The organism is Psychrobacter sp. I-STPA10 (assembly GCF_021012795.1).
In the GTDB taxonomy this organism is placed as follows: domain Bacteria; phylum Pseudomonadota; class Gammaproteobacteria; order Pseudomonadales; family Moraxellaceae; genus Psychrobacter.
Genome location: NZ_VFYU01000018.1, coordinates 1 through 22,519 on the forward strand (window position 1 = coordinate 1; position 22,519 = coordinate 22,519).

21 protein-coding genes, 1 pseudogene and 1 CRISPR repeat array are annotated in these 22,519 nt (G+C 40.3%); of the genes and pseudogenes, 14 read left to right on the forward strand and 8 right to left on the reverse strand.

Annotation, left to right across the window (positions count from 1 at the left end):
• The first annotated feature begins 249 nt into the window (after window positions 1–249).
• The 4 genes from FHK89_RS08695 (at window position 250) to FHK89_RS08710 (ending at window position 2,715) form a co-directional block, all read left to right on the forward strand.
• The gene (locus FHK89_RS08695) at window positions 250–870 is read left to right on the forward strand and encodes a pseudouridine synthase (RefSeq protein WP_268992949.1); all 621 of its coding nucleotides are present in this window, start codon (window positions 250–252) and stop codon (window positions 868–870) included.
• A gap of 133 nt (window positions 871–1,003) precedes the next feature.
• Window positions 1,004–1,771 (forward strand): sulfite exporter TauE/SafE family protein, encoded by a 768-nt coding sequence (locus FHK89_RS08700; protein ID WP_230659104.1) that lies wholly within the window; start codon window positions 1,004–1,006, stop codon window positions 1,769–1,771.
• Window positions 1,772–1,859: 88 nt separating this feature from the next.
• Window positions 1,860–2,300 (forward strand): hypothetical protein, encoded by a 441-nt coding sequence (locus FHK89_RS08705; RefSeq protein WP_230659106.1) that lies wholly within the window; start codon window positions 1,860–1,862, stop codon window positions 2,298–2,300.
• A 1-nt stretch (window position 2,301) separates the two neighbouring features.
• Window positions 2,302–2,715 (forward strand): Imm44 family immunity protein, encoded by a 414-nt coding sequence (locus FHK89_RS08710; protein WP_230659107.1) that lies wholly within the window; start codon window positions 2,302–2,304, stop codon window positions 2,713–2,715.
• Window positions 2,716–2,825: 110 nt separating this feature from the next.
• Here FHK89_RS08710 and FHK89_RS08715 read toward each other — a convergent pair.
• From FHK89_RS08715 to FHK89_RS08720, 3 genes and pseudogenes are all read right to left on the reverse strand, one after another.
• Window positions 2,826–3,779, reverse strand: a pseudogene (locus FHK89_RS08715) (IS30 family transposase).
• A gap of 165 nt (window positions 3,780–3,944) precedes the next feature.
• Window positions 3,945–4,127, reverse strand: coding sequence for an ISAs1 family transposase (locus tag FHK89_RS15015; RefSeq protein ID WP_442966574.1), 183 nt, complete (start codon window positions 4,125–4,127; stop codon window positions 3,945–3,947).
• Entirely contained in the window at window positions 4,117–4,398 is a 282-nt protein-coding gene (locus tag FHK89_RS08720) for a transposase family protein (protein WP_230659109.1), read from the reverse strand. The genes FHK89_RS15015 and FHK89_RS08720 overlap by 11 nt, the downstream gene beginning before the upstream one ends.
• A 309-nt stretch (window positions 4,399–4,707) precedes the next feature.
• Between FHK89_RS08720 and FHK89_RS08725 the strand changes: the two genes are divergently transcribed.
• Window positions 4,708–4,911, forward strand: coding sequence for a hypothetical protein (locus FHK89_RS08725; RefSeq protein WP_230659111.1), 204 nt, complete (start codon window positions 4,708–4,710; stop codon window positions 4,909–4,911).
• Between the two features lie 308 nt (window positions 4,912–5,219).
• Here FHK89_RS08725 and FHK89_RS08730 read toward each other — a convergent pair whose 3' ends face one another.
• A complete protein-coding gene (locus tag FHK89_RS08730) occupies window positions 5,220–7,163 on the reverse strand; it encodes a M61 family metallopeptidase (RefSeq protein WP_230659113.1) in 1,944 nt (647 codons plus the stop codon).
• 525 nt (window positions 7,164–7,688) lie between these two features.
• On the opposite strand from FHK89_RS08730, the gene FHK89_RS08735 reads away from it, so the two are divergent.
• From FHK89_RS08735 to FHK89_RS08765, 7 genes are all read left to right on the forward strand, one after another.
• Entirely contained in the window at window positions 7,689–8,171 is a 483-nt protein-coding gene (locus FHK89_RS08735; protein WP_230659115.1) for an FKBP-type peptidyl-prolyl cis-trans isomerase, read from the forward strand.
• Between the two features lie 315 nt (window positions 8,172–8,486).
• Window positions 8,487–9,296, forward strand: coding sequence for an ABC transporter ATP-binding protein (locus tag FHK89_RS08740; protein WP_230659117.1), 810 nt, complete (start codon window positions 8,487–8,489; stop codon window positions 9,294–9,296).
• Between the two features lie 317 nt (window positions 9,297–9,613).
• Window positions 9,614–10,405 carry a transporter substrate-binding domain-containing protein gene (locus tag FHK89_RS08745; RefSeq protein ID WP_230659119.1) on the forward strand — a complete coding sequence of 264 codons (792 nt, stop codon included), beginning with the start codon at window positions 9,614–9,616 and terminating at the stop codon, window positions 10,403–10,405.
• Window positions 10,406–10,521: 116 nt separating this feature from the next.
• A complete protein-coding gene (locus FHK89_RS08750) occupies window positions 10,522–11,358 on the forward strand; it encodes a transporter substrate-binding domain-containing protein (RefSeq protein WP_230659121.1) in 837 nt (278 codons plus the stop codon).
• Window positions 11,359–11,809: 451 nt separating this feature from the next.
• On the forward strand, window positions 11,810–12,553 hold the full coding sequence (locus FHK89_RS08755) for an ABC transporter permease (RefSeq protein WP_230659123.1): 744 nt from the start codon (window positions 11,810–11,812) through the stop codon (window positions 12,551–12,553).
• An 11-nt stretch (window positions 12,554–12,564) separates the two neighbouring features.
• Window positions 12,565–13,290: an ABC transporter permease gene (locus tag FHK89_RS08760; protein ID WP_230659125.1), complete on the forward strand. Its 726-nt coding sequence runs from the start codon at window positions 12,565–12,567 to the stop codon at window positions 13,288–13,290.
• Between the two features lie 210 nt (window positions 13,291–13,500).
• Complete coding sequence (locus tag FHK89_RS08765) at window positions 13,501–14,157, forward strand: fumarylacetoacetate hydrolase family protein (protein WP_230659127.1); 657 nt, start codon at window positions 13,501–13,503, stop codon at window positions 14,155–14,157.
• A gap of 102 nt (window positions 14,158–14,259) precedes the next feature.
• On the opposite strand, the gene FHK89_RS08770 is transcribed toward FHK89_RS08765, so the two are convergent.
• Complete coding sequence (locus tag FHK89_RS08770) at window positions 14,260–14,487, reverse strand: hypothetical protein (RefSeq protein WP_230659129.1); 228 nt, start codon at window positions 14,485–14,487, stop codon at window positions 14,260–14,262.
• Between the two features lie 130 nt (window positions 14,488–14,617).
• The gene (gene hslO, locus FHK89_RS08775) at window positions 14,618–15,565 is read right to left on the reverse strand and encodes an Hsp33 family molecular chaperone HslO (RefSeq protein ID WP_230659131.1); all 948 of its coding nucleotides are present in this window, start codon (window positions 15,563–15,565) and stop codon (window positions 14,618–14,620) included.
• Window positions 15,566–15,885: 320 nt separating this feature from the next.
• On the opposite strand from hslO, the gene FHK89_RS08780 reads away from it, so the two are divergent.
• Window positions 15,886–17,214: an FAD-dependent oxidoreductase gene (locus FHK89_RS08780; protein WP_230659133.1), complete on the forward strand. Its 1,329-nt coding sequence runs from the start codon at window positions 15,886–15,888 to the stop codon at window positions 17,212–17,214.
• Window positions 17,215–17,374: 160 nt separating this feature from the next.
• A CRISPR array of direct repeats spans window positions 17,375–18,662; the repeat unit is 28 nt; unit sequence GTTATCCACCGCATAGGTGGTTTAGAAA.
• A gap of 162 nt (window positions 18,663–18,824) precedes the next feature.
• Here FHK89_RS08780 and FHK89_RS08785 read toward each other — a convergent pair.
• Window positions 18,825–19,616 carry a cytochrome C assembly family protein gene (locus FHK89_RS08785; RefSeq protein ID WP_230659135.1) on the reverse strand — a complete coding sequence of 264 codons (792 nt, stop codon included), beginning with the start codon at window positions 19,614–19,616 and terminating at the stop codon, window positions 18,825–18,827.
• A 330-nt stretch (window positions 19,617–19,946) separates the two neighbouring features.
• Between FHK89_RS08785 and ffh the strand changes: the two genes are divergently transcribed.
• Window positions 19,947–21,497 carry a signal recognition particle protein gene (gene ffh, locus FHK89_RS08790; RefSeq protein ID WP_230659137.1) on the forward strand — a complete coding sequence of 517 codons (1,551 nt, stop codon included), beginning with the start codon at window positions 19,947–19,949 and terminating at the stop codon, window positions 21,495–21,497.
• 150 nt (window positions 21,498–21,647) lie between these two features.
• On the opposite strand, the gene FHK89_RS08795 is transcribed toward ffh, so the two are convergent.
• Window positions 21,648–22,502, reverse strand: a complete 855-nt coding sequence (locus FHK89_RS08795; protein WP_230659139.1) for a TIGR02452 family protein — start codon at window positions 22,500–22,502, stop codon at window positions 21,648–21,650.
• Window positions 22,503–22,519 lie beyond the last annotated feature (17 nt).

Below are 22,519 nucleotides of genomic sequence, written 5' to 3' on the forward strand. Positions count from 1 at the left end.
ATAATAACCTCGCTCTCAACTTATTTTACTAAATTGATATATGACCCCTCCCATACCCTCCCCTTGAAGTAAGGGGAGGACTTAAAAACCAGTTCCTCCCTCTTTTTTAAGGGAGGGGGTTGAAGTTGAGAGTGAGGTAATAATACTAAAAATATAAAACCTGTCTACTTTTTGCTATGATGATTTATCTTGTTTACCTATGTTAAAAACTATATCGAAAACTATATCAAACCAACCAAGCCAATCACTATGACTCAGCTTATTTTATTTAACAAACCTTATGGCGTATTAAGCCAGTTTCGTAATGACGATAACAACGATTATGGCACCGTGGCAGATTATCTTTATAAAAGTCAATTTAATGACAAATCACTACGCATCGCTGGCAGGCTCGATGCTACCAGTGAAGGGCTGTTATTGTTGACTGATAATGGACGGGTGAACAAAGCCATTACCCACCCACCGACTGCTAATAATGGCAAAAAGCAAGGCAAAACTTATCTGGTACAAGTTGAAGGCATTGCCACCCCTGAGCAGCTCTCTCAGCTTATTAATGGCGTGATGCTCAAAGATGGCATGACTTTACCTGCCAACGTGCAAGCCCTTAGCGAAGATAATCTACCCATGCCATTATGGCAACGCAATCCGCCAATACGTGAGCGCAAAACTGTACCAACTTCATGGCTGATGATGACCATTTATGAGGGCAGAAACCGCCAAGTTCGGCGTATGACTGCACATGTGGGCTTGCCTTGTCTGCGTCTTATTCGTTGGTCGGTGGCAGGGTTTGAATTGGGGGATTTGGGTGTGGGTGAGTTTGTACGAGTGCATCTTAATAAAGCACGACTTAAGCAATTGGGGGTAAATTAACAGTTAGTATGACTGCCAATTAGCTAATAAAAAGATTTTTATAATCAGTGGGTTGGTCTATTATGGCTGTTATATATGGAGGATATCACACCACCATTGTGGATTGTGAAAACAGGTTGTAAGGTAGCTAGAGATGAGTTTGATTAGCCAAAATCTTTTTTTATTGTTTATTTTTATCATAGCCGCCTTATTACATGGCATTAGTGGTATTGGATTTCCTTTAGTTACCACTACCGCCGTTGCCAGTAGTCACCCATTATCTTATGCCATTATTTTGGTGCTATTTCCTGCCTTGATTATGAATGGCATGTCATGGTTAATTGGTGGTGATAAAGGGGTATGGCAAAACTTAGTCTATTACGGCAAAAAATACTGGCTATTGGCATTAACCAGCCTTGTTGGTAGCCTTGTGGGGGCTAAGCTATTAATTTGGGTTAATTCTGCCTATTTACTATTACTACTGGCGGTTGCCATTGCTTTTTATGTGTTAACCAGTATCCGAGGTAAGTCTATTCGTTTACCAAATACGCAGCCAGTACTGATTGGTGTCGGTTTAATGGCAGGGATTATTGGTGGCGCAACCAATGCCATGTCACCGATTTTACTGATGTATTTATTATCAGCCAGTGATGACAAACATACCATCACCAAAGTGGGCAATATGTGTTATTTTTTGGGTAAAGTGGCACAAATCATCATTTTACGTGAGCCAATCATGGCGTTATCTAGTAGTGATTGGGGGCTGATTATATTATTAACTGTGTTGTCTATTGTTGGGCTGTTGGTTGGGATTCGCTTGCGTCATCATCTGCCCCAAGCTCGTTTTCGGCAGTTAATTTTAGTCATTTTGGCAGTGTTGGGATTGCGAGTGGGCTGGCAAGGAATCATGGGGGTGATGTAGTCATCACTGATTTTTGGCTGTAGTGTTTATTTTATGTACCTTTGACCTTGTAGCTTGATGAATAATGGAGTGAGATAAGCCAATGTATATGATTGAGTTCAGTGGTCAGTCAGGAGGGAGTAAAGCTGGGAAAGCTACTAGACCTTACCACGTTTTGCTAAACCAAATATTCTATCAAAAGCAAGATAGTAGTGATTATTTTAAGACCTTACTGTTTTTATCGATAGTATTACGAGTCAGTGGCAAACATAGAGACTTTGGTTCTGAAGGGGCGGAGTTTCTGCAAAAATCGGACAGTCGAAATGTTTATACCATTGACTTTGCCATACCTGAAGAGCGTTGGCAAAACAAAACCGATGAGCAATTGCGTACATATATTGCTGAGGGCGTTAGAGTCTACTATCAGTTGCTAAAAGAAAAAGTTATGACTCTTGATGAAGTAATTGATGAAGACAAACTAGACCATGATTTTGAATATGGTATGGAGCAGTTTATGACCTTACCTTTGCCCAAGCTAGAAGGTAGATAATATGAAATTATGGATGAGTGCAGAGTACAGTGGAAACATAAGCGATGAACTTAGAATCTCACAAAACTTCGTAGAAGATGAAATCAACTCAATAATTGATGGAAAAAACTATGATATTGATTTAAAAGGTTGGGATTGTATAGCTGTTTTAATGAAAGATAAAGAAGACCAAGAGCGGTATTGTGAAATCATCAAATATTCACCAAAGACTAAAGACATGGATTTTAGACTGCAAATTGATTATCCTGAGTTTGTTAATGGTGATGCCAAGCGACAGCAACAGCTCATTTATGGGATGCTGATGCGTAGTTTAGACTTATTAATAGAAAAAGGCTTAAACGAAGCAGGAATAGAAAACTTACGTCAAGACACTCAAAGCGTTGCCTTAAAAAATGGTTGGATAACTATTCATTAAAAAGTGTAGTAGTAATGATTGTATTTGATGAATGATGTAACTCACTAAGTTAACTACTTAATATGGTGGTTATGTATTTGGCGGATGCACATCAAAAGTGCAACTAAAAATTAAGCAGATAATAAATCTACAGTTTTATCAAAGAATAACTCATTAGGAGTTTTAAACCCACGAGATTTTCTTGGACGATTATTGAGTCTATCTTGTATAAACTGTATCTGGTTATCAGATAACTTATTAAAATCAGTGTCCTTAGGGAAGTACTGTCTAATAAGCCCATTAGTGTTTTCATTAATACCACGTTGCCAAGAAGCATAAGGGTCAGCAAAGTAAGTATTTATGTCTAGAGCATTAGCAATATCTTCATGTTTAGCAAACTCTAAGCCGTTATCTAAAGTTAAGCTGTGTAACCTATCCTTGATGGGCTCAAAGCACTGTATTGTAGCTTTTGCCAGTTTATCAGCCTGTTTACCATCTAGCTTAACAATTTTGGTGTAAAGTGTCTTTCTATCTACCAGTGTTAGTAAAGCACTTTGTCTGTTCTTACCAATGATGGTATCACCCTCAATGTCACCGATACGAGATTTCTCATCAACTATGCTAGGTCTATCATGTATGCTGACCTTGTTAGGTATCTTGCCATGTTGGCTGTAATTGCTACCACGACGTTTGCGATAAGATTTACTGGCAATTCGTAAGTGCTAGTATAACTCACCACCTGCTTTTTTATCCTCATATATAAAACGACAGATGGTTTCATGATGTAGCAAAATACTTTTGTGAAGCTTTAGATAACCACATATCTGTTTAAGCAGTGTTGTGATATCTACAATGACTTCATCTGTCAGTTTGATTGCTTTAGGCTTATCTTTATGCCGTTGTATCACTTGACGTCCTGCTTGTTTATGCCTATACCCCCTCTTTCCTGTGTTACGTTTTATTTCTCGTGTGATGAGGCTTGGGTATCTGCCTAGTGATTCGGCTATCTCTTTTTTCGATATACCCTTTTTAAGTTCTAGCTCAATATGGTATCTTTCTTTTTCGGATAGGTGTGTGTAAGTCATGACAATTTCCTTTGTGGTGAAAGAAAACGCTAGTCTTATCATGCCTATCCATCTCCTTTCAACTGAAATTGCACTTATTTTGTGAATCCAAGTTTTTTAACTTCCTCTATGAATACTTAAAAGCTACCTTGTATAAATTTACTAAAATAGCAGTTTTTAGTACAATCAGGGCAATCGCACTATATGGTTACGCTTTAAAGCCAGAACATAATCAGCACCCGCTTTAGTTATTTGTTTGCAGCTATCTTTTTGGCAATACATGGCATCTGCGGTTACAATACTACCCTTTAGGTTAATTATCTCTAGCAATTTAGGTAAAGTCGTTATTTCATTATCTTTACTGTTCACTTGGCTTTGAGCAAGTACGAGCTTTGTTTAGCTTTTTTATAACATTGCCAATGGTATCGTGAGAGGGTATGCCATTTGGCATGTCTAGTATTTTATCAAACCACGTCTGATTTTCTTTGGCAAAGTCTTCTACGCTTACCCAATCGTCATAGTCACAGATAAAGGCTGTCAGTACTATAAAAATGATGTTCTCTAAGGGATGATATAGGTTCTTATTCTGCCGTCTTGGGTCGTTAAGTTTGATAAAGAAATCTCTTGGGTCGCTAAGCATAATATTTGTATCCTGTTTGTATCTTTTGCTTTATTTTATCCCTTTTCTAGCCTTTTGTAGTGCGATTGCCCTGTTAGTACAATTACCTTGATTGATTTTAAAATATGTTTTATAGTAAGATCTGGTCTGTTGGACATTCATGATTCGAAGCCTTTATTTACAAGGGGTAGAATGGTATTTATTGTTTTTGTCAGAATTCCTTCTTAACCCTTATTATAGTAAAGCTTGGAGTATCCAATGTTCAACATGCCCTACATAGTAGGAATAGTAGTTTACATTTAACTAACATAACACTGGGATTATATTATTATGAATAAATTATTATCAACATTAATCATTGCTTCTAGCCTTATCACAACAAGTGCATTTGCAGCAACTTATGAATGCTCTGGTATTAAAGATAACCACTTAGTTACTGATATTAAAGTGACAGCTGACACTAACAAATCTAGCGATGTTGAAGCCGAGTTAAAAAAGCAAGGATATAAGAATATAAGTTGTAAGCGCAAATAAAAAAAATAAAATATGGTCGTGTTTCAAAAAGAAAGTATGCTAACATTGAACATGACCATAGTTAATAGACCTCTTGCAAAAGTCGTTGCTAGTCCTTATAACTTCATTATCTGAGACTAATAAACTGGTACCTTTGCAAGAAGTCTAATATAAAAGAATAGCATATTTATTTTAACAATGATTATTGATCTTTTTAGAGAGGCTACAGATTCTCCTGAAAACTTTTTGAAGTCTTTGCATTATTGGGCAGTTTAGTTCTAATTGTAACTTCATGACCTCAAATATAACATCCCTATCAAACTTACCCCTTACCCAAAAATCCCACTAAGCCACGTCTGCCAACCATCTTTTTGTAGGCTCAAGGTCACTTTATCTAAACTAGGATTGGCGGATTGTCCTGACTTAGTTTTGGCAGGCACATTTAAGGTTAAAAGTTCATCTCGGCGAAAGGCATAGCAAGTGATATTGCCATCTTCATTGCCCGTTTCCAAGTCAGCTTGTTGACGCTCGGCGACTCGTTGTAGTTGTTTTTTATTGGCTTTTAGCCCATCAATGGCAACGATGACATCATTTGCCGATAGCCCTGCTTGGCTTGCAACACTATCACGCAAGACTCGGGCAACTTTTAGCCCTGTTGCCGTTTCTTCAACCCGAATGCCCCACGGCAGTTGATTTGTTTCATCCTCTGTTTTGTCATGATTTAGACTCACGCCATTATTTTGCAATAGTCGCTGTAGGGGCAGTTCACTAACACCATTAATATAATGCTCAACAAAATACCGCCAGTCGGCAGGGTCAATAAATTGATGCATAACCTCAGCAAGATTGCTGTCAGTCATACCAATACGGCGGTTATCTTGCTGTTTGGCTTGGGTATAAAAGGCTTTGACCACATCAAATAAGCGATATTTACCTTCGCTTAGCTCAAGCAAGGTCAAATCCAGACATAAGGCAACCAATGCGCCTTTGTTATAGTAGCTAATACCTGCATTGCCTGTATTTTCATCATTGCGGTAGAGTTTTATCCACGCGTCAAAACTTGAGTCCGCCACACTTTGTTGGGTACGTCCATGCGTTTGTTGATAGCGGTTAATTTGTGCTGCCAGTAGTTTTAGGTAGCTTTTGGGGCTAATAACGCCTGAGGCCTGTAGCATAAAATCATCAATATATGAGGTAAACCCCTCAAATACCCACAGCAAAGGCGTGTAAGCCTCAGCCCGTAAATCTACTGCCATCATCACATCAGGGCGGACGGTTTTTACCCACCATGCATGAAAATATTCATGACTACATAAGCCCAAAAAGCGTTGGTAACTCTCGGACGGCTCGCTCGGCTCATTAGTTTTGGGGAGGTCATCTCGGGGGGTAATTAGGCTGGTGGAATTGATATGTTCAAGCCCACCATAGTCGTTGCCACTGGCATAGGTCAAAAAGGTATAGTCGCTAAATGGTGCGTTACCGAGCCAGTTAAGATAGCTTTGGCAAATTTTGGTGACATCGGTTTGCAGTCGTCCTAAGTCGGCATGGTGTGTGCCTGAGATAAAAAAGCGGTGCGGTAAGGTGCTTTGTTGATTGTCATTGATGATAAAGTGAAACTCATCTTGTTTGGCAATTTCAAAGGGATAATCAATCAGATGCTCATAGCTGTCTGCTTGTAGATGATGATGCTGATGCTCACTGTTATTGTTAGAATCAGAGCTTTGCAGGTGGGTATAAGGTAAACCACAAGCAAATTTTATATCAGCCATATCCGCTTTATCTGCTTGGCTGTTATTAAATTGATAAAAGCTCTTGGGTACGCTTAAGGTGACGTTAATAGGTTGCTGTTCTTGCCCTTCGATGGCGAGTGCTAATGAGGTAAAGTTACCAAATAAGCGAAATTGGTCAACATAAGCGGTACGCACCGATAAATCATAGCTGTACACTTCATAATGCACGCTGACGCTATCGCCTGCTTGTACGTTGGTGAGTAGCCATTCATTTTTGCTGATTTTGGGGGCAAGGTGGGTGGATAGTTCGGTTTTGTCAGAATCAGTATTAAAGTTATGATAATGCACCGCAGTGATATGACGAGAGAACTCTCGCATTAGATAGCTACCGGGAATCCATGAAGGTAGCCACAATACTGGGCTGTCAGTATCAGCAATAAAGGTTAGGGTGATATCAACCAAATGCTGAGTAAATCTCTCAAAGCTGATTTGATAATGGGGCGTTTTATTGTCTGTGCTGGTTTGTTTACTGTTGGTTGTCATAAAATTTTTCCGTTAAATTTGATGTCTATTATGATTATGCTTGGTTATAGTCAATTCAAGATAATACTGTTACGAGGAAAACGAGCGAAGGTGTACAGGTAGTACTGCAAGCGAGTTTGACTTTGTGCCAGTTTTGTATTGAGCCGACTATAAGTTGGTTAAGAAAATAGGGTGTAGTTAGTAAGAGTGTCATAACAGCATCATAATTAGCAATTATCATATTTATTATAAAGCCATACTCAAGTCAGTTATCATACAAGTCATGATGAGTAACGACAACTTTGGTGGTTAAATTTGGTGGTTAAAATACTCAAAAATCAGTCAAAATCACAATTATTTTCATTTTTTCTTACTTTTTTCTCATTTTTTTAGCATTTGACCTTGAAACTGAGCGTGAGTATCGCAATTTAGTCTATCAGGCATCAAATAACTATTAAACATTCTTAATTGACCTTAATTGACATTTGATTACCAACCTTTTTTATTATTTTCTATCATTTTTTATTTCATATATGAGGACAAATTATGTCAACGATTGCAAAAGATTCTGCGGTAAGTTTTAACTATACGCTTAAAGATGCCGAAGGCAATGTTATTGACCAATCACAAGGCGAGCCATTGGCTTATCTACATGGTCATAGCAATATCATTCCTGGTCTAGAAGCTCAGCTTGAAGGCAAAAAAGTAGGTGATAAGCTTGTTGCGGTGGTTGAACCTGCCGATGCCTATGGTGAGTATCATGAGCAAGCCGTACAAGAAATTCCACGTGATAACTTCCAAGGTGTTGATGATATCCAACCTGGTATGCAGTTTCAATCACAGGCTGAAGGTCAGATGATGTTGGTGACGGTTAAAGACGTTAAAGATGATGTCATTGTTGTTGATGCCAATCACCCATTAGCAGGTAAGCAATTGACCTTTGATGTTGAAGTGGTTGATGTACGTGATGCCACTGAAGAAGAGCTAACACATGGTCATGTACACGGTGAAGGTGGTGTTCAGCATTAATATTTCTAGCTTTTTTAGCTAAAAACCCATTTAATGTATTTTTGAAAAAAGTCAGCAATTGCTGACTTTTTTTGTGCACTACTGTGCACTACTGTGTAGTATTGTGCCATATATTGCAGATAGCGTTTAAAAATATACTGGTGCACAGGGTTTGTATTTTAAATATGTATATTTTGTGAGACAATAAACCGTTGTTTTGTTGTGTTTGGCTTATTATTAGCAGACTACTTTGACAAAATTTGACATAAGTAAGATGTCATCACTGCCTAATTGACCTTTAATTAATTCTCTCTTTTTATGGAACCTGTCCCTCCCATGCTCGATACCTCAATCTCACATACTTTATCCAAACGTCCTGTTGCTCTTGATTTACAAAATATTCATAAAAGCTATGGCTCGCTTGAGGTATTAAAAGGCGTGTCATTGACTGCCTATGATGGAGACGTGATTTCAATTTTGGGCTCATCAGGCTCAGGAAAATCCACATTGCTACGCTGTATTAATTTGCTTGAATGTCCAACTCAAGGCGCTATTACGGTGGGCAATGATAGTTTACAATTGGTTGCTGATAAGTCAGGAGAGCTAAAAGCAGTTAATAAGCGTCAACTTGAACAATTGCGTGCTAAGGTGGGGTTTGTATTTCAAAACTTTAACTTATGGCCACACATGACCATTCTAAAAAATATCATCGAAGGCCCAACCCAAGTCTTAAAAATTAGCAAAGACCAAGCGATCAGTGATGCCGAAAAGTTATTAGATAAAGTGGGTTTGCTGGATAAAAAAGATGCCTATCCTGCCAATTTATCAGGTGGTCAGCGTCAGCGTGTTGCCATCGCTCGAGCTTTGGCAATGCAGCCACAAGTGTTGTTATTTGATGAGCCAACATCGGCTTTAGACCCTGAGCTGGTCAATGAAGTATTGGCAGTGATGCGGGAGCTTGCCGAGGAGGGGCGTACCATGCTGATTGTCACCCATGAGATGCGTTTTGCTCGTGAGGTATCTAGTCAGGTCGTCTTTTTGCATCAAGGGCGCATAGAAGAGATGGGCACCCCTGAACAGGTGTTTGATTACCCCAAATCACTGCGAGTAAAAGATTTTATGTCTTCGCATCAGCAAGCTTTGTAAGCTAGCAGTTTAGTAGTTTATTTCGCTTATATTATGATTATTGATATCCTCATTATTTTTAATCTAAGAATTTAAAAATTGTGTATATACTATTTAATAACATCAGGTTATCTAAGAGTGTATGCGCAATTTTTTTTGCCATATAAGACTTTGCTAACTATTATCATTTCCTCCTTTATCAAATATATATGACAGTAGAGTGAATTTAATTTGCTAAATCGTTTGTTTTTGCAACAACGGTCAGGTATTATTTTTGTTTAATGCCTTTTTTATGGGTTTGGCAAACATTGCCTAAGTTTTAATTGGAGATGGATTTTATGTTGAAAGCAAAATTAGTATGGTCATCAATGGCGATGGCAGCGATGGTCAGTTTAGGTGCGTGCAGCCAACAAGCGAATGAGGAAACAGCGACCACAACGGATGGTGATCAGACAGCAGAAACACAGCATTTGCGTATTGCTACCGAAGGTGCATACCCTCCATTTAACTTTACTAATCCTGATGGTACTTTGGGTGGTTTTGATGTTGAAGTTGCCAAAGCTTTATGTACACAAATGCAGGCAGATTGTGAGATTGTGGCACAAGATTGGGACGGTATCATTCCAGGATTATTAGCCAAAAAGTATGATGCAGTGGTGGCGGGTATGTCCATTACTGATGAGCGTCTAGAAAAAGTAGATTTTACTGAGCCGTATTTTGCCAATACTATGGTATGGCTTGCCAAAAAAGACAGCAATTTTGATCCTAATAATATCAGTGGTAAAAGCTTAGGTGGACAGCGTTCGACCACACCAGGTACCTATCTACAAGATAATTATGAAGGCAAAAATGATAACCATGTCAATCTTTATGACAGTTATGATAATGCCTATTTGGACCTAAAGTCAGGTCGTAGTGATGCGGTACTGGCAGAAAAAGTATCTGCCAAAGATTGGTTAAAAACCAATCCAGACTTTATCATTGTGGGTGATGAAATCGACAACAATGATAATATTGCCATTGCTGTACGTAAAGGTGATGGTCTAAAAGCGGAGTTTGATAAAGCTTTGACTGCCATTCGTGAAAATGGTGAGTTAGCAAAACTTGAGCAAGCCAGTTTTGACCAATAATTGGCAATCATAGTTTTTGCTTGTTTTTTACTTAAAAGAGTTAAACAAATTTTTTATCAGCCAGCAGCAAAGCTCATCACTTTTATACTGACTGGCTTGTATTAAGGATTTTTATCATGTTACACAAACTCGCTTTACTCCCCCTTACTTTATCAGCATTGATACTGTCGGGTTGTAATAATAGCCCAAATACAGATGCAGTCGATGCAGGAGGAGTATCTAAAGCGGCTGTCACTGAAGGGCAAGAGATTACCATTGCTACTGAATCTAGCTATAAGCCATTTAGCTATACTGATGCTGATGGTCATTTAATTGGTTATGAAATTGACCTTGCCAATGCGCTGTGTGAGCAAATGAAAGCGAAGTGTGAAATCATTTCACAAGATTGGGATGGGCTGATTCCTGGATTAAAAGCCAAAAAATTTGATGCCATTATTGCAGGTATGTCCATTACACCTGAGCGTCAAGAAGTAGTGGACTTTACTGACCCTTACTTTAAAAATAGCTTGATATTTATTACCAAAAAAGGTGATGATTTAAAAATTGAAGATTTGGCTGATACCGATGGCGTTGCTGTAGGGGCACAGCGCTCTACTATTTCATCACAGTATTTGGAAGAGATGTATCCAAAAGCTGATATTAAACTCTATGATAGCCAAGATAATGCTTATTTAGATTTAACTTCAGGGCGTATCCGTGGTTTGTTATCAGATAAAGTGATTGGTTTGGATTGGTTAAAAGCAGGACCTGGGCTAGATTTTGAAGTCAAAGGCAATGAGATTAATACAGGTGATGACACCATGGGTATCGCTTTACGTAAAGGTGATCCGTTAGTTGCTCAGTTTAATGCAGCTTTGGCAGAGCTTAAAGCCAATGGTCAGTATGATGAGATTGGCAAGCCTTATATGAGTCTAGATAATACAGACATGGCAACAACAGCAGAATCAAACTAATGATATTAGCTAATGATTTTTAGTTTTTGCTTTAGTAATCTGCTTAGTTGCAACTAAAATTTGTTACAACTAAAAATTGCTATGACTAAAATTTGTTTTTTATCATTTTAAGCTGTTGGTAAAAAAGACGTGTTTAGCGGTGGCGGCACGTCTTTTTTATGGAATTTAATGATGATTTTGCCCTGAGTATGACTGATATTATTGCCCTTGCTATTAGTAACAAACTTAACAATTGTGCTAAAATCGCTGCTCTGTTTTATATAGTCAATCTAATATAATTTCACCACAAGGCAACCGAGTGCAGATAGTACAAGTAGTACATCTAGCGAGGTTAACACCGTGGTGGATTTATAGTAGGCAGACTATATCTTAATACTACTACATTAATATTTGTATATGCTGTGTCAGCGCATGTGCATTGATATTCTCTCACTCAAGATAGGTCTCGCCCGTGTTTGATTTACAAGGTTTTGCACATCTTTTACTGAGTGGTTCGGTAATGACCATTGAACTGGCGTTAACCAGCTTGTTCATTGGTCTAATTTTTGGGCTGCTTGGTGCAACGGCTAAGTTATCGAAAATATGGATTTTTCGTAAGCTAGCGACCATTTATACGTCTACGATGCGTGGTATTCCTGAACTGCTGTTGGTGCTGTTTTTATATTATGGCGGCTCTATTATTTTGATGAGTGTGATGGAGCGTTTTGGCTATCATGAATATATTGAAATTAGCCCGTTTATAGCAGGGGTGGCAGCGTTATCGCTTGCGTTTGGTGCTTATGCGACCGAAGTCTTTCGTATGGCAATCCAAGAGATACCCAATGGGCAGTGGGAAGCCGCACAAGCTGTCGGTATGCGTCCAATGCAAATTTATTTTCGCATCATCATTCCACAAGTGTGGCGTTTGGCATTGCCAGGATTGGGTAATTTATTTTTGGTATTGCTCAAAGATACCGCACTGGTATCGGTGGTTGGTTTACATGACATTATGTACTACGCCTCTCGTGGGGCACAGGCGACGCAAGAGCCATTTACTTTTTATATGGCAGCGGCAGTGATTTATTTGGGTTTGACTGTGGTTGTAACGGGTGTGATGCTATGGCTAGAGTGGCGTGCCAATCCTGCTGAGCGTTATGGTAAGCGTCTTAGAAAACAGATGAATAAGGGTGTGCAACCACCCGCTAACACCATTTAGGAGACGCAATAATGGATTGGAATTGGCAAGTTATTATTGATTATCTGCCGACCTTGTTAGGTGGTGTGGGGCTAACAGTACAGTTGGTGTTACTCTCTGGCTTTCTTGGTTTTGGTCTGGGTTTACTGTTAGCCTTACTGCGTATCTCTCCTAGCGCATGGGTTCGCGTGTTTCCCTTTATCTATATTTTCTTTTTTCGTGGTACGCCGCTGTTGGTACAAATTTTCTTAATCTATTATGGATTGGGACAGTTTAATTTTATCAAAGAATCCTTTTTGTGGGAGCCTGTGCTCAAACAGCCTTTTTGGTGTGCCATCATTGCTTTTACTTTAAATACCAGTGCTTATATTGCTGAGATTATCCGTGGTGCGATTCAGTCGATTCCTGTCGGTGAGCTAGAAGCCGCTGATGCCATTGGTATGTCCTATCGTCAAAAGTTGACCCGTATTATATTGCCACGTGCCTTTGGTATCATGCTGCCTGCCTATAGTAATGAAGTGATTTTTATGCTCAAAGGCAGCTCACTAGCAATGACCATTGCCTTGATGGATATCACTGGTTTGGCAAAATATATCAGCTCAAAAACCTATACCGTATTTGAGATATATTTTGCCGCAGGTATGATTTATCTGGTGTTGTCATGGGTAATTTTACTCACTTTCCGTTTCTTAGAAAAACGTATGAATCGTCATACTAACTATGTGCCACCTGATGTAGCAACCAGCACCATTCCATAACTTATAGGACTTACGCAAAAGTACGATATTTGTCTTAATCAAGCGGCTGGAAATTATTTACGAAGCCTCTGGAACTACGTACAGCCAGCGAGTAAATGATTACCAGACGCTAATAATCTATGAAACTGCGTAAGTCCTAACTTAAAAGCAGATAAGATGATGGTTGTGTATTTTGCTGTGTGCTAGGGCTATTAATAAGGGAGATTGATAATGAATAACTTAAGTATCGGAAAAGTGGTGTGTGTGGGGCGTAACTATGCAGCCCATGCAGCCGAGCTTGGTAACGAAGTGCCAACGCAGCCGTTACTATTTATCAAACCTGCCTCCAGTGTGCATTATATTGAGGCTAACAATACGACGTCCATTGCTGCCAGCTTTTATGACATACCACGTGATATTAAATACGATGTGCATTATGAAGCAGAGCTGTGCGTACAATTAGGCAAAGAGTTAATCAATGCCAGTATTGATGAGGTTAAAGATGCCATCAATGCAGTCACGGTGGGGCTGGATTTAACTTTGCGAGACTTGCAAACCAAACTTAAAGACAAAGCGCAGCCGTGGGAGCGGGCAAAATGCTTTGTTGGCTCATGTGTATTAGGTGAGTGGGTTAGCCCTGATAGCTTTGGTGACTTTACTGATGTGCAGTATCAGCTATATATCAATGACACCTTGACTCAAGATGGTGATACAGCATTGATGCTGTTTCCTGTGTATCAGTTATTGGTTGATATTAGCCATGCGTTTGGGCTACAAGTGGGTGATGTGGTGATGACAGGTACACCAGCAGGTGTGGGCAAGCTGATGGCAGGGGATAAGCTAAAGCTCGTACTTGGTGAGCACACATGGCAGGCAAGTGTGGTGTAGTGGCGATATAGATAAAGAATAAAAATGGCTATCAAATATTTGGTAGCCATTTTTTATTTAAATCTAAATTGCTATATAAACCATTGCAATATAAGTGCTGTTTTATCGCTTTTTATGGCGATAATAATTGGCATGTACTCGTATCACAAACATGGTAATAAAACCCAGCGCAATAAAGGTGGAGATATTGTGTGCTTGCAAAGGGTTTTGGCTAAAATAATCACTGGTTAGCAGTAGTGTCCACAGCGCACAGCAGAGCCAAAGTAAGCGTATGATATGTAATGCTTTTCGGTTAGGACGATGCACAAAGTCGTATTTTTTTAATGGCATAATGGCACAGTAGAATTGATTTGGCGGTTTTTGGCAGACAAGATAAAGATATATAGGGTATATAAGATATACCCGACAGAAATGACAACCAAAGACCGCTATCGAGTGATTGTGGTATTGTGGCTAGGAGTTACTCTGCAAAGAGTGACTTAATGTCATCTTCATTAAAGTCATAAATTGAGCCACAAAAGCCACAATCCATCTCAATCTTACCACCATTATCGCTGCATGCTGCCAGCATCTCTTCTATGCCTACTTGCTCAATAGCAGCTTCACACTTTTCTTGCGAGCAGGTGCAACCAAAGCTCAATGCTACTGCAGGTGGTAGCACCACATCTTCCTCATGATACAAGCGATACAGTATCTCACTGGCAGTCTCTTGAGTCAGCTCGCTGTCTTTGACGGTGCGGGTTAGTATGGTCAGACGTGACCATAAATCATCGTCATCAATGCTTGCATCTAGCTCGGCAGCGCGCTGTTCTTCGGCAGTTTGTGGTAGCATTTGCACCAAGATACCACCTGCTTGCAAGCCATCACATGCCAATGAAATCAGGGTTGGGATTTGTGCTGATTGATGTTGATAATGCACTAAACATTCTGCCAGATTGTCATGGCTACGCTCGACAATACCTTGATAGGCTTCGCCTTTTTCGGGCTGAATATTAATAAATAACACTCCTTGCCCTACTGCACCTAGCTCGGCAAAGGCGTCGTTGGCAGTGGTTTTTTGTTGCCATGCCGCCGTTTGCGCCTCAGTGTCGTCTTTCCAACTGGCAAGCGCACGGATAATGCCCGTGTTATCACACTCTGCCATTGCCCAATTAAGCAGGCTATCAGGGTCAGAGGATTGTAGTTGAATGGAGAGTCTGCCATTAATTTTCAGCGTACCAATCAATAGACTGGCAGCGGTTAGCATCTCACCAAGTAAGCGTTTGATGGCTTCAGGATAGTCTTTTTGTGCCACCACACTGGCATAACTGCGCTCGATACGCACAATATCGCCACGCACAGGCGAGTTTTGTATAAAAAAGCGTTGGCGCACGTCATTAGTGGGATTGGTTGTTGCAGATTGGGTCATAATATTAGGTCGTCTTCAAATTTAGAATATTGTTGGTGTTTTTATGTGATGATTGTTTTATGGGGATAACGTAGTAGATTATCAATGCTTGCTAATTTTTAGCCAATGTCACAGTTTTGTATTGAGTAGACTATAAGAAATTAAATATGGTTGTTCACTTGAATATAATGCCACTTTATTAGAAGATAGTTCTTGAATAAAATAGTTGCTGGACAAAAATTGCAGAACAATAGCAACATATAGCAGCATATAAAAAGGTTATCAAAAAAATTATCTCTATTTATTATTTGATAACTATTATAAAAAATTAAGGCAACCTTATGAGTGAACAAAATACAGCGGCAAATAAAGCCACTTTGACCATATCTTCTACACTTTCTGAGCAGCCAATAACAAACCATGACCGTAAGTACGGAGTGGTGGTTGTGGGTGCTGGACTGGCAGGGTGGGGGGTGGTTGATGCCATACGAGCTAAAGACAGTGACATACCCATTACCTTAATTACTACTGATAATGCTGACCGCTATCACAAACCGATGCTGACCATGGCAATCAGCCAAAATAAAACCGCTGCTGATTTGATTCGGGCAACAGGCAGTGATGCGGCAAAAGCTGCCAATATCACTTTACTGGCGCAAACTGAAGTGACCGACATTGATGCTAAAGCACAAACCATCAGTATTAAGTCTGTTCAGGCTAGCAATAGCACAAATGCTGATACAACAACGCTTGATACAGCAGTAAGTGATACAGTCGTAGAGGATAGCATTGGCTATGATTATCTGGTATTGGCGATGGGTGCACAGCCAATATTTCCACAAGCTCTGCCCAAAGATAAAGTATGGCATGTCAATCATATTGAGCGTTTTAGTCAATTGCAAACCGCCCTTGCTCAAGGTCATCAGCATGTGGCGATTGTTGGCGCAGGCATGGTGGGTACGGAAATTGCTGAGGATTTGCTAAAAGCGGGTCATCAAATCACCTTGATGGATTTAAATAGCGCACCACTGGCACAAATGTTGCCAGAAGCGGCAACTTGGCGAATTTTGCAAGCGATTGAATCACAAGGTATCGAGTTTATTGGGCAATGTCTTGTAACTGGAATAGAAGCAAATAACGAGGGTGACAGTGATAGCAATGGGAGTACTGGTAATGGTGGCTATCAAGTGCATTATGAGCAAACGCAAGCAGATGGACAGGTAAGCAGCCACACGTTGCAGGTTGACCATATCATTGCCAGTACGGGACTGTTAGTTGACCCACACTTGCCAACACAAGCTGGTATGGCGTTTGACCGTCGTACAGGTATTGCCGTTGATGCCAGTAGTTTGCGTACCAGTATTGAGCGTATTTATGCCATTGGTGATTGTATGTCTATAGATGGTGTGGCCTGTCGCTATGTTGCGCCACTGCGGGCACAGGCGGCTGCCATTGCCGATGATATTTTGCAAGAAGCGCATGCAGGCTATCAGCATAAACCACCGATGATTCGCCTAAAAAATAAAGCCATTTCGGTGATGGTTACTGGCTCACCTGATGCAAAAAAACCGTGGCAGACTAAGACACAAAGCGATGATGAGCTGGTGCTTGAACAGTTTGATGCAGAAGGTGTGGTAACAGCGACAGCAACCATTAAATCACCAAATTAATAGAGTAGAAATGGTGTTATATGAAAAAACCCTTTATTTTGCTATTTATTTAAAAGCTATTTAAAACAATGGTTTATGATATTACTAAAAAATAAGGGTAAAAGAAGGGTTTTTGCATTGTATGTCCTGTCATCACTAAATCTTTCATGTTATAATTCTAGTTATCCACCGCATAGGTGGTTTAGAAAGTTGCTCCATCACCGAATAAGAATCACCCTCAGTTATCCACCGCATAGGTGGTTTAGAAAATTCTGGAGTGACAGGGCATTTAACAATCATCGTTATCCACCGCATAGGTGGTTTAGAAAATCGCTGCAATGCGTTTATTCATGCGTACTCGGTTATCCACCGCATAGGTGGTTTAGAAAAATACTTTCGCCCCCATAGACGTTATGCCCCTGTTATCCACCGCATAGGTGGTTTAGAAACGGGCGATTATGCAAATACAGCGCGCGAACAAGTTATCCACCGCATAGGTGGTTTAGAAATGCTTTGCTTGCTGCGCTTAGAGTTAGCATTGGTTATCCACCGCATAGGTGGTTTAGAAATCACCCACTAATCTACTAGCTGCGTGATTATTGTTATCCACCGCATAGGTGGTTTAGAAAAACCGATGCCCAGCACACTGCGATACAAACTGGTTATCCACCGCATAGGTGGTTTAGAAACACTTTATATGAGCAAATCGACAATGGCACACGTTATCCACCGCATAGGTGGTTTAGAAACTCATCTGCGTTAGGATAAAGATTCATAATATGTTATCCACCGCATAGGTGGTTTAGAAAGTATTTGTCAGTTACAAATAGGCTGTCTGGTAGTTATCCACCGCATAGGTGGTTTAGAAATTATCCATGTCGCAAGCTGTCCGCCCTCCATTGTTATCCACCGCATAGGTGGTTTAGAAAGTACCACCGTTTAAACTTAGAACGCACCTCGGGTTATCCACCGCATAGGTGGTTTAGAAATGATGATGTCATAGTAAATGCCCATGTCATGGGTTATCCACCGCATAGGTGGTTTAGAAATGTGAATTTACGAAGTTAAATCTTGACCGTTCGTTATCCACCGCATAGGTGGTTTAGAAAGTCTCGGTCTCGGTTCTTACCAAGCAAATAATGTTATCCACCGCATAGGTGGTTTAGAAAATTACCCGCTTTATACAACTTATGTTTGGGAGGTTATCCACCGCATAGGTGGTTTAGAAAATGTCCCATAACCATGATGCTCGTGAACAGCAGTTATCCACCGCATAGGTGGTTTAGAAAGATGTATTGTCAAATCTTGAACAATACCATTTGTTATCCACCGCATAGGTGGTTTAGAAAAATAGCAATAAATGAAACATAAGAGCATCTAAGTTATCCACCGCATAGGTGGTTTAGAAAAGCGATCAACCAAGGCAGCAGTAAACTCTGGGGTTATCCACCGCATAGGTGGTTTATGAGCAGCGTTAAAACTAATTGATAAAAACAGGCATATCAATTTTAGCTGCGCAAGGGAAATCCTTTAAATAGGATTTCCAGAAGGTACATTTCCGAGTGATTTTGGATAATATGAACACCGCATAGGTGGTTTAGGAATTGTAGTAAGTTTTTATCTGCATAACTTTACAATAAAAACTCCAGTACAAACTTACTACCAACAAAGCCGAGTGCCAGTAACACAAACGCAAAAATGGTCAAATCTGCGGCTCTACGCCCGCGCCAACCTGCCCGCCAATGCCCAATAATCATACCACCAAATATCAGCCATGAGATGATACTAAAGACCATCTTATGAGCAATGTGCTGTCCGATGATATCTTTGACATAGACAAAACCAAGCCCTAATGCAAGACTAAGCAACACAAAACCGACCAATATCATATCAAATAATAAGCCTTCCATACTTTGTAATGGGGGCAGTTTATTGACCCAAAAGCGATGTGCAGTTTTGCGTTTTAGCTCCCGTATCTGAAAACGCATAATCACCGCTTGTACTGCTGCCATGAGTAGGACACAATAGGCAGCAAAGGAGAGTAGAATATGTGCTTCAAGTCCACGACTAATGCCAACCAATGGGTGATATGGTGCAATGCCAAAGTAGCCAACGCTGACACCAATAAGGGCAGTGGGTGCGGCAAGTACACCAAGACTTAAAATGGGACGATAAAGACAAAATAGCCCATAAAATATAATAAAAAATAGACTGATAAGGCTAACGGTGTTAAATAGGTTAAAATTTAAGCCGTAGCTGGTAACGATGTGTGGATAAAGTATGCTGGCATGTGCCATTGCGCCAATACTGAGTAGGCTCAATGTGAAGGTTTTGGCAATGGATTTTTTGCGTACCAATGCCCAGTATAGATGAATACTAATAGTTGCATAGCATATGGCGGCGAGAAGATAGACGATGAACACGGTCGCAGTCCTTTAAAAACAATGATGGCAAACGACGAGGGTGTATAGAATATTATGCATTGTATTTTTTGACATGGTGTTTTTGTGCATTGTCTTAAGCATACTTGTATAATGAATTTGAGTGTTTATGGTAAAACATTAGAATAATGTTCTAATTTATCATAGAATGAAGGGTATTTGCGTAATCTAATTACTTATTATAAGTTTTATTGATGGTTTGATACGGGCAGTGTGTTAAATGAAGCCACTATCGGTCATCATTTTAATTTAGTATTTATATGTTTTGTTTTTATTTTTTTATAATTATTTATAGTTAGAAGAGACACTATTATGTTTGATACATTAACCGAACGCCTCTCGACCAGTCTGCGTAATATCTCAGGCTCAGGTCAATTAACTGAGGACAATATTAAAGATACCTTGCGTGAAGTGCGGATGGCGCTGCTTGAAGCAGATGTGGCATTGCCGATTACCCGTGATTTTGTCAAGCGGGTCAAAGAGCAAGCGTTGGGACAAGAGGTGCTAAAAGAGCTGGCACCTGGGCAAGCATTTGTCAAAATTGTCTATGATGAACTGACCGAGATGATGGGTAGTGCCAATCAGCAGCTTGAGATGACTGGCAAGCCGCCTGTGGTTTATTTACTCGCTGGTCTGCAAGGTGCTGGTAAAACTACTACCGCAGGTAAACTTGCCAAATATCTACAAGAGCGTCACAAAAAGAAAGTGATGCTGGTGTCTGCCGATGTGTATCGACCTGCCGCCATTAAGCAGCTTGAGCAAGTGGCAGAGCAGGTGCATGCTAAATTTGTACCCTCAACTGCTGATGAAAATCCGATTGATATTGCCACTCGTGCCATTGAGCAAGCCAAATTGCAGTATCAAGATATTTTAATTATTGATACCGCAGGTCGCTTGCACATTGATGAGGCGATGATGGAGGAAATCAAAGGGTTAACGGCGGCGGTGAATCCATCTGAGACTTTGTTTGTGGTCGATTCTATGACAGGTCAAGATGCTGCCAATACCGCCAAAGCCTTTAATGATGCGCTGCCATTAACGGGCGTTATCTTGACCAAAACTGATGGTGATGCGCGTGGTGGTGCGGCACTGTCTGTACGTGCCATTACTGAAAAACCCATTAAGTTCTTGGGTCGTGGCGAAAAGCTCGATGCGCTTGAGCCATTCCACCCTGACCGTATCGCTCAGCGTATTTTGGGTATGGGTGATGTGCTGAGTTTGGTCGAAGAGGTTGAGCAAAAAATTGACCGTGATAAAGCTGAAAAAATGGCGAATAAAATCCAAAAAGGGGGTGAATTTGACCTTGAGGACTTGTTGACCCAATTCCAGCAAATGAAAAATATGGGTGGCATGGCAGGATTTTTGGATAAAATGCCTGGTATGAGTGGTGCAGGGATTCAAAAGGCAGTCGAAGAGGCGAAGCCTGAAGAAAAAGTGAAAGAAATGGAAGCATTGATTAACTCAATGACACCCTTTGAGCGTAAAAATCCTGATAAGATTAACCCCAGTCGTAAGCGTCGTATCGCCGCAGGTTCGGGTAAACAGATTCAAGATGTCAACCGTCTGCTCAAACAGCACAAGCAGATGGCAAAAATGATGAAAATGCTATCAAAACCAGAAGGCATCAGTAAAATGATGAAGGCGGTACAAGGTCTGGCAGGTGGTATGTCTGGCGGTGGTGGTCCTTTATTTGGAGGTGGTGCAAAAGGTGGGCAAGATGCTGGTCAAGTTGCAACCAACCCAATGGAGATGGCAAAAAATATGGGATTAGACCCCAATAATATGCCAAGTAAAGAAGAGATTGAACGACAAATGAAAGAGGTGGAGCAAAAACTACCACCAACTTTTAAGACACGGTTTTAATGCCCATATTTGCTTGATGTATTGATAATAAATAAAGGCAGTGATTTGTATAAATCGCTACCTTTATTGTTTTGGGTGATACAATAAGTTTAAAAAAAGTGAGTTTAAGTGATTGCAAGGAACAAGGTTGCTTGAGATAAAACAGTGATTTTAGGCGGAAAACTGGTTTGCAAAGGCTTGATAGGTCGCTTGGCTCTGGCTTTTATCATAAATGGCAAACACCACCCTATTAAAGACACTGGCAAACTGTGGCTGCTTTAGCCAATCAGCAAATACTTCTGCCACCATATTGGGGTTATTACGAAAAACGCCACAGCCCCAAGCCCCTAATACCAATGTCTTATGCCCTTGAGCTTTTGCCACAGCCAGTACATAGCCAGTACGTTGACGTAGCGTCTGTTTAATACTAGTCCAGTCATTAGGCTGTTGTCTTAAATGCTGTCCTGCATTGGGCGCAGGGGCAGTAATCACCGATGCCAAAAAATAATTGGGCAGCAACTCACGTATATTGAGCCGAAAAAACGGCACTTTGGGCGAATAAATAATATGGTCGGTATAAAGCAATGAGCTTTGTTTGCGATTTATCTCATAATAATCAGGCTGCGTAAGCTGACACAAGTACAATCCTGAACAACGGCATAAATCTTCCTCTTGCGCCTTTGCCCCATTGATAAATCCACCGCCTGCATTGCGGGCAGAAGCAAAATTGAGCAACACCACATCATCTATCTTTTCATCGACCACCAGCCGATAAGTTGCTTGTTGGGTGGATTCGGTGGTGACTTCAATCTTAGTTGGGGTGTTGGGTAGATTTGTGCGCTCAGATGTATTTGCGCTGCTATCTTGGTTTAACAGAGCTTGTAACTCATCAGGGCGAAATAGTTCGGTATGCGCTTCGGCATATCGTTGCTCAATTGAGAAATCAATGAATGAGCCATCAGCACAAGGCAGTTGCCCTGTTTGGCTAATCTCAAGTGTTTGTTTGGCAATGCCTTTAAGAGACATAGGAGTTCCTTATTTAT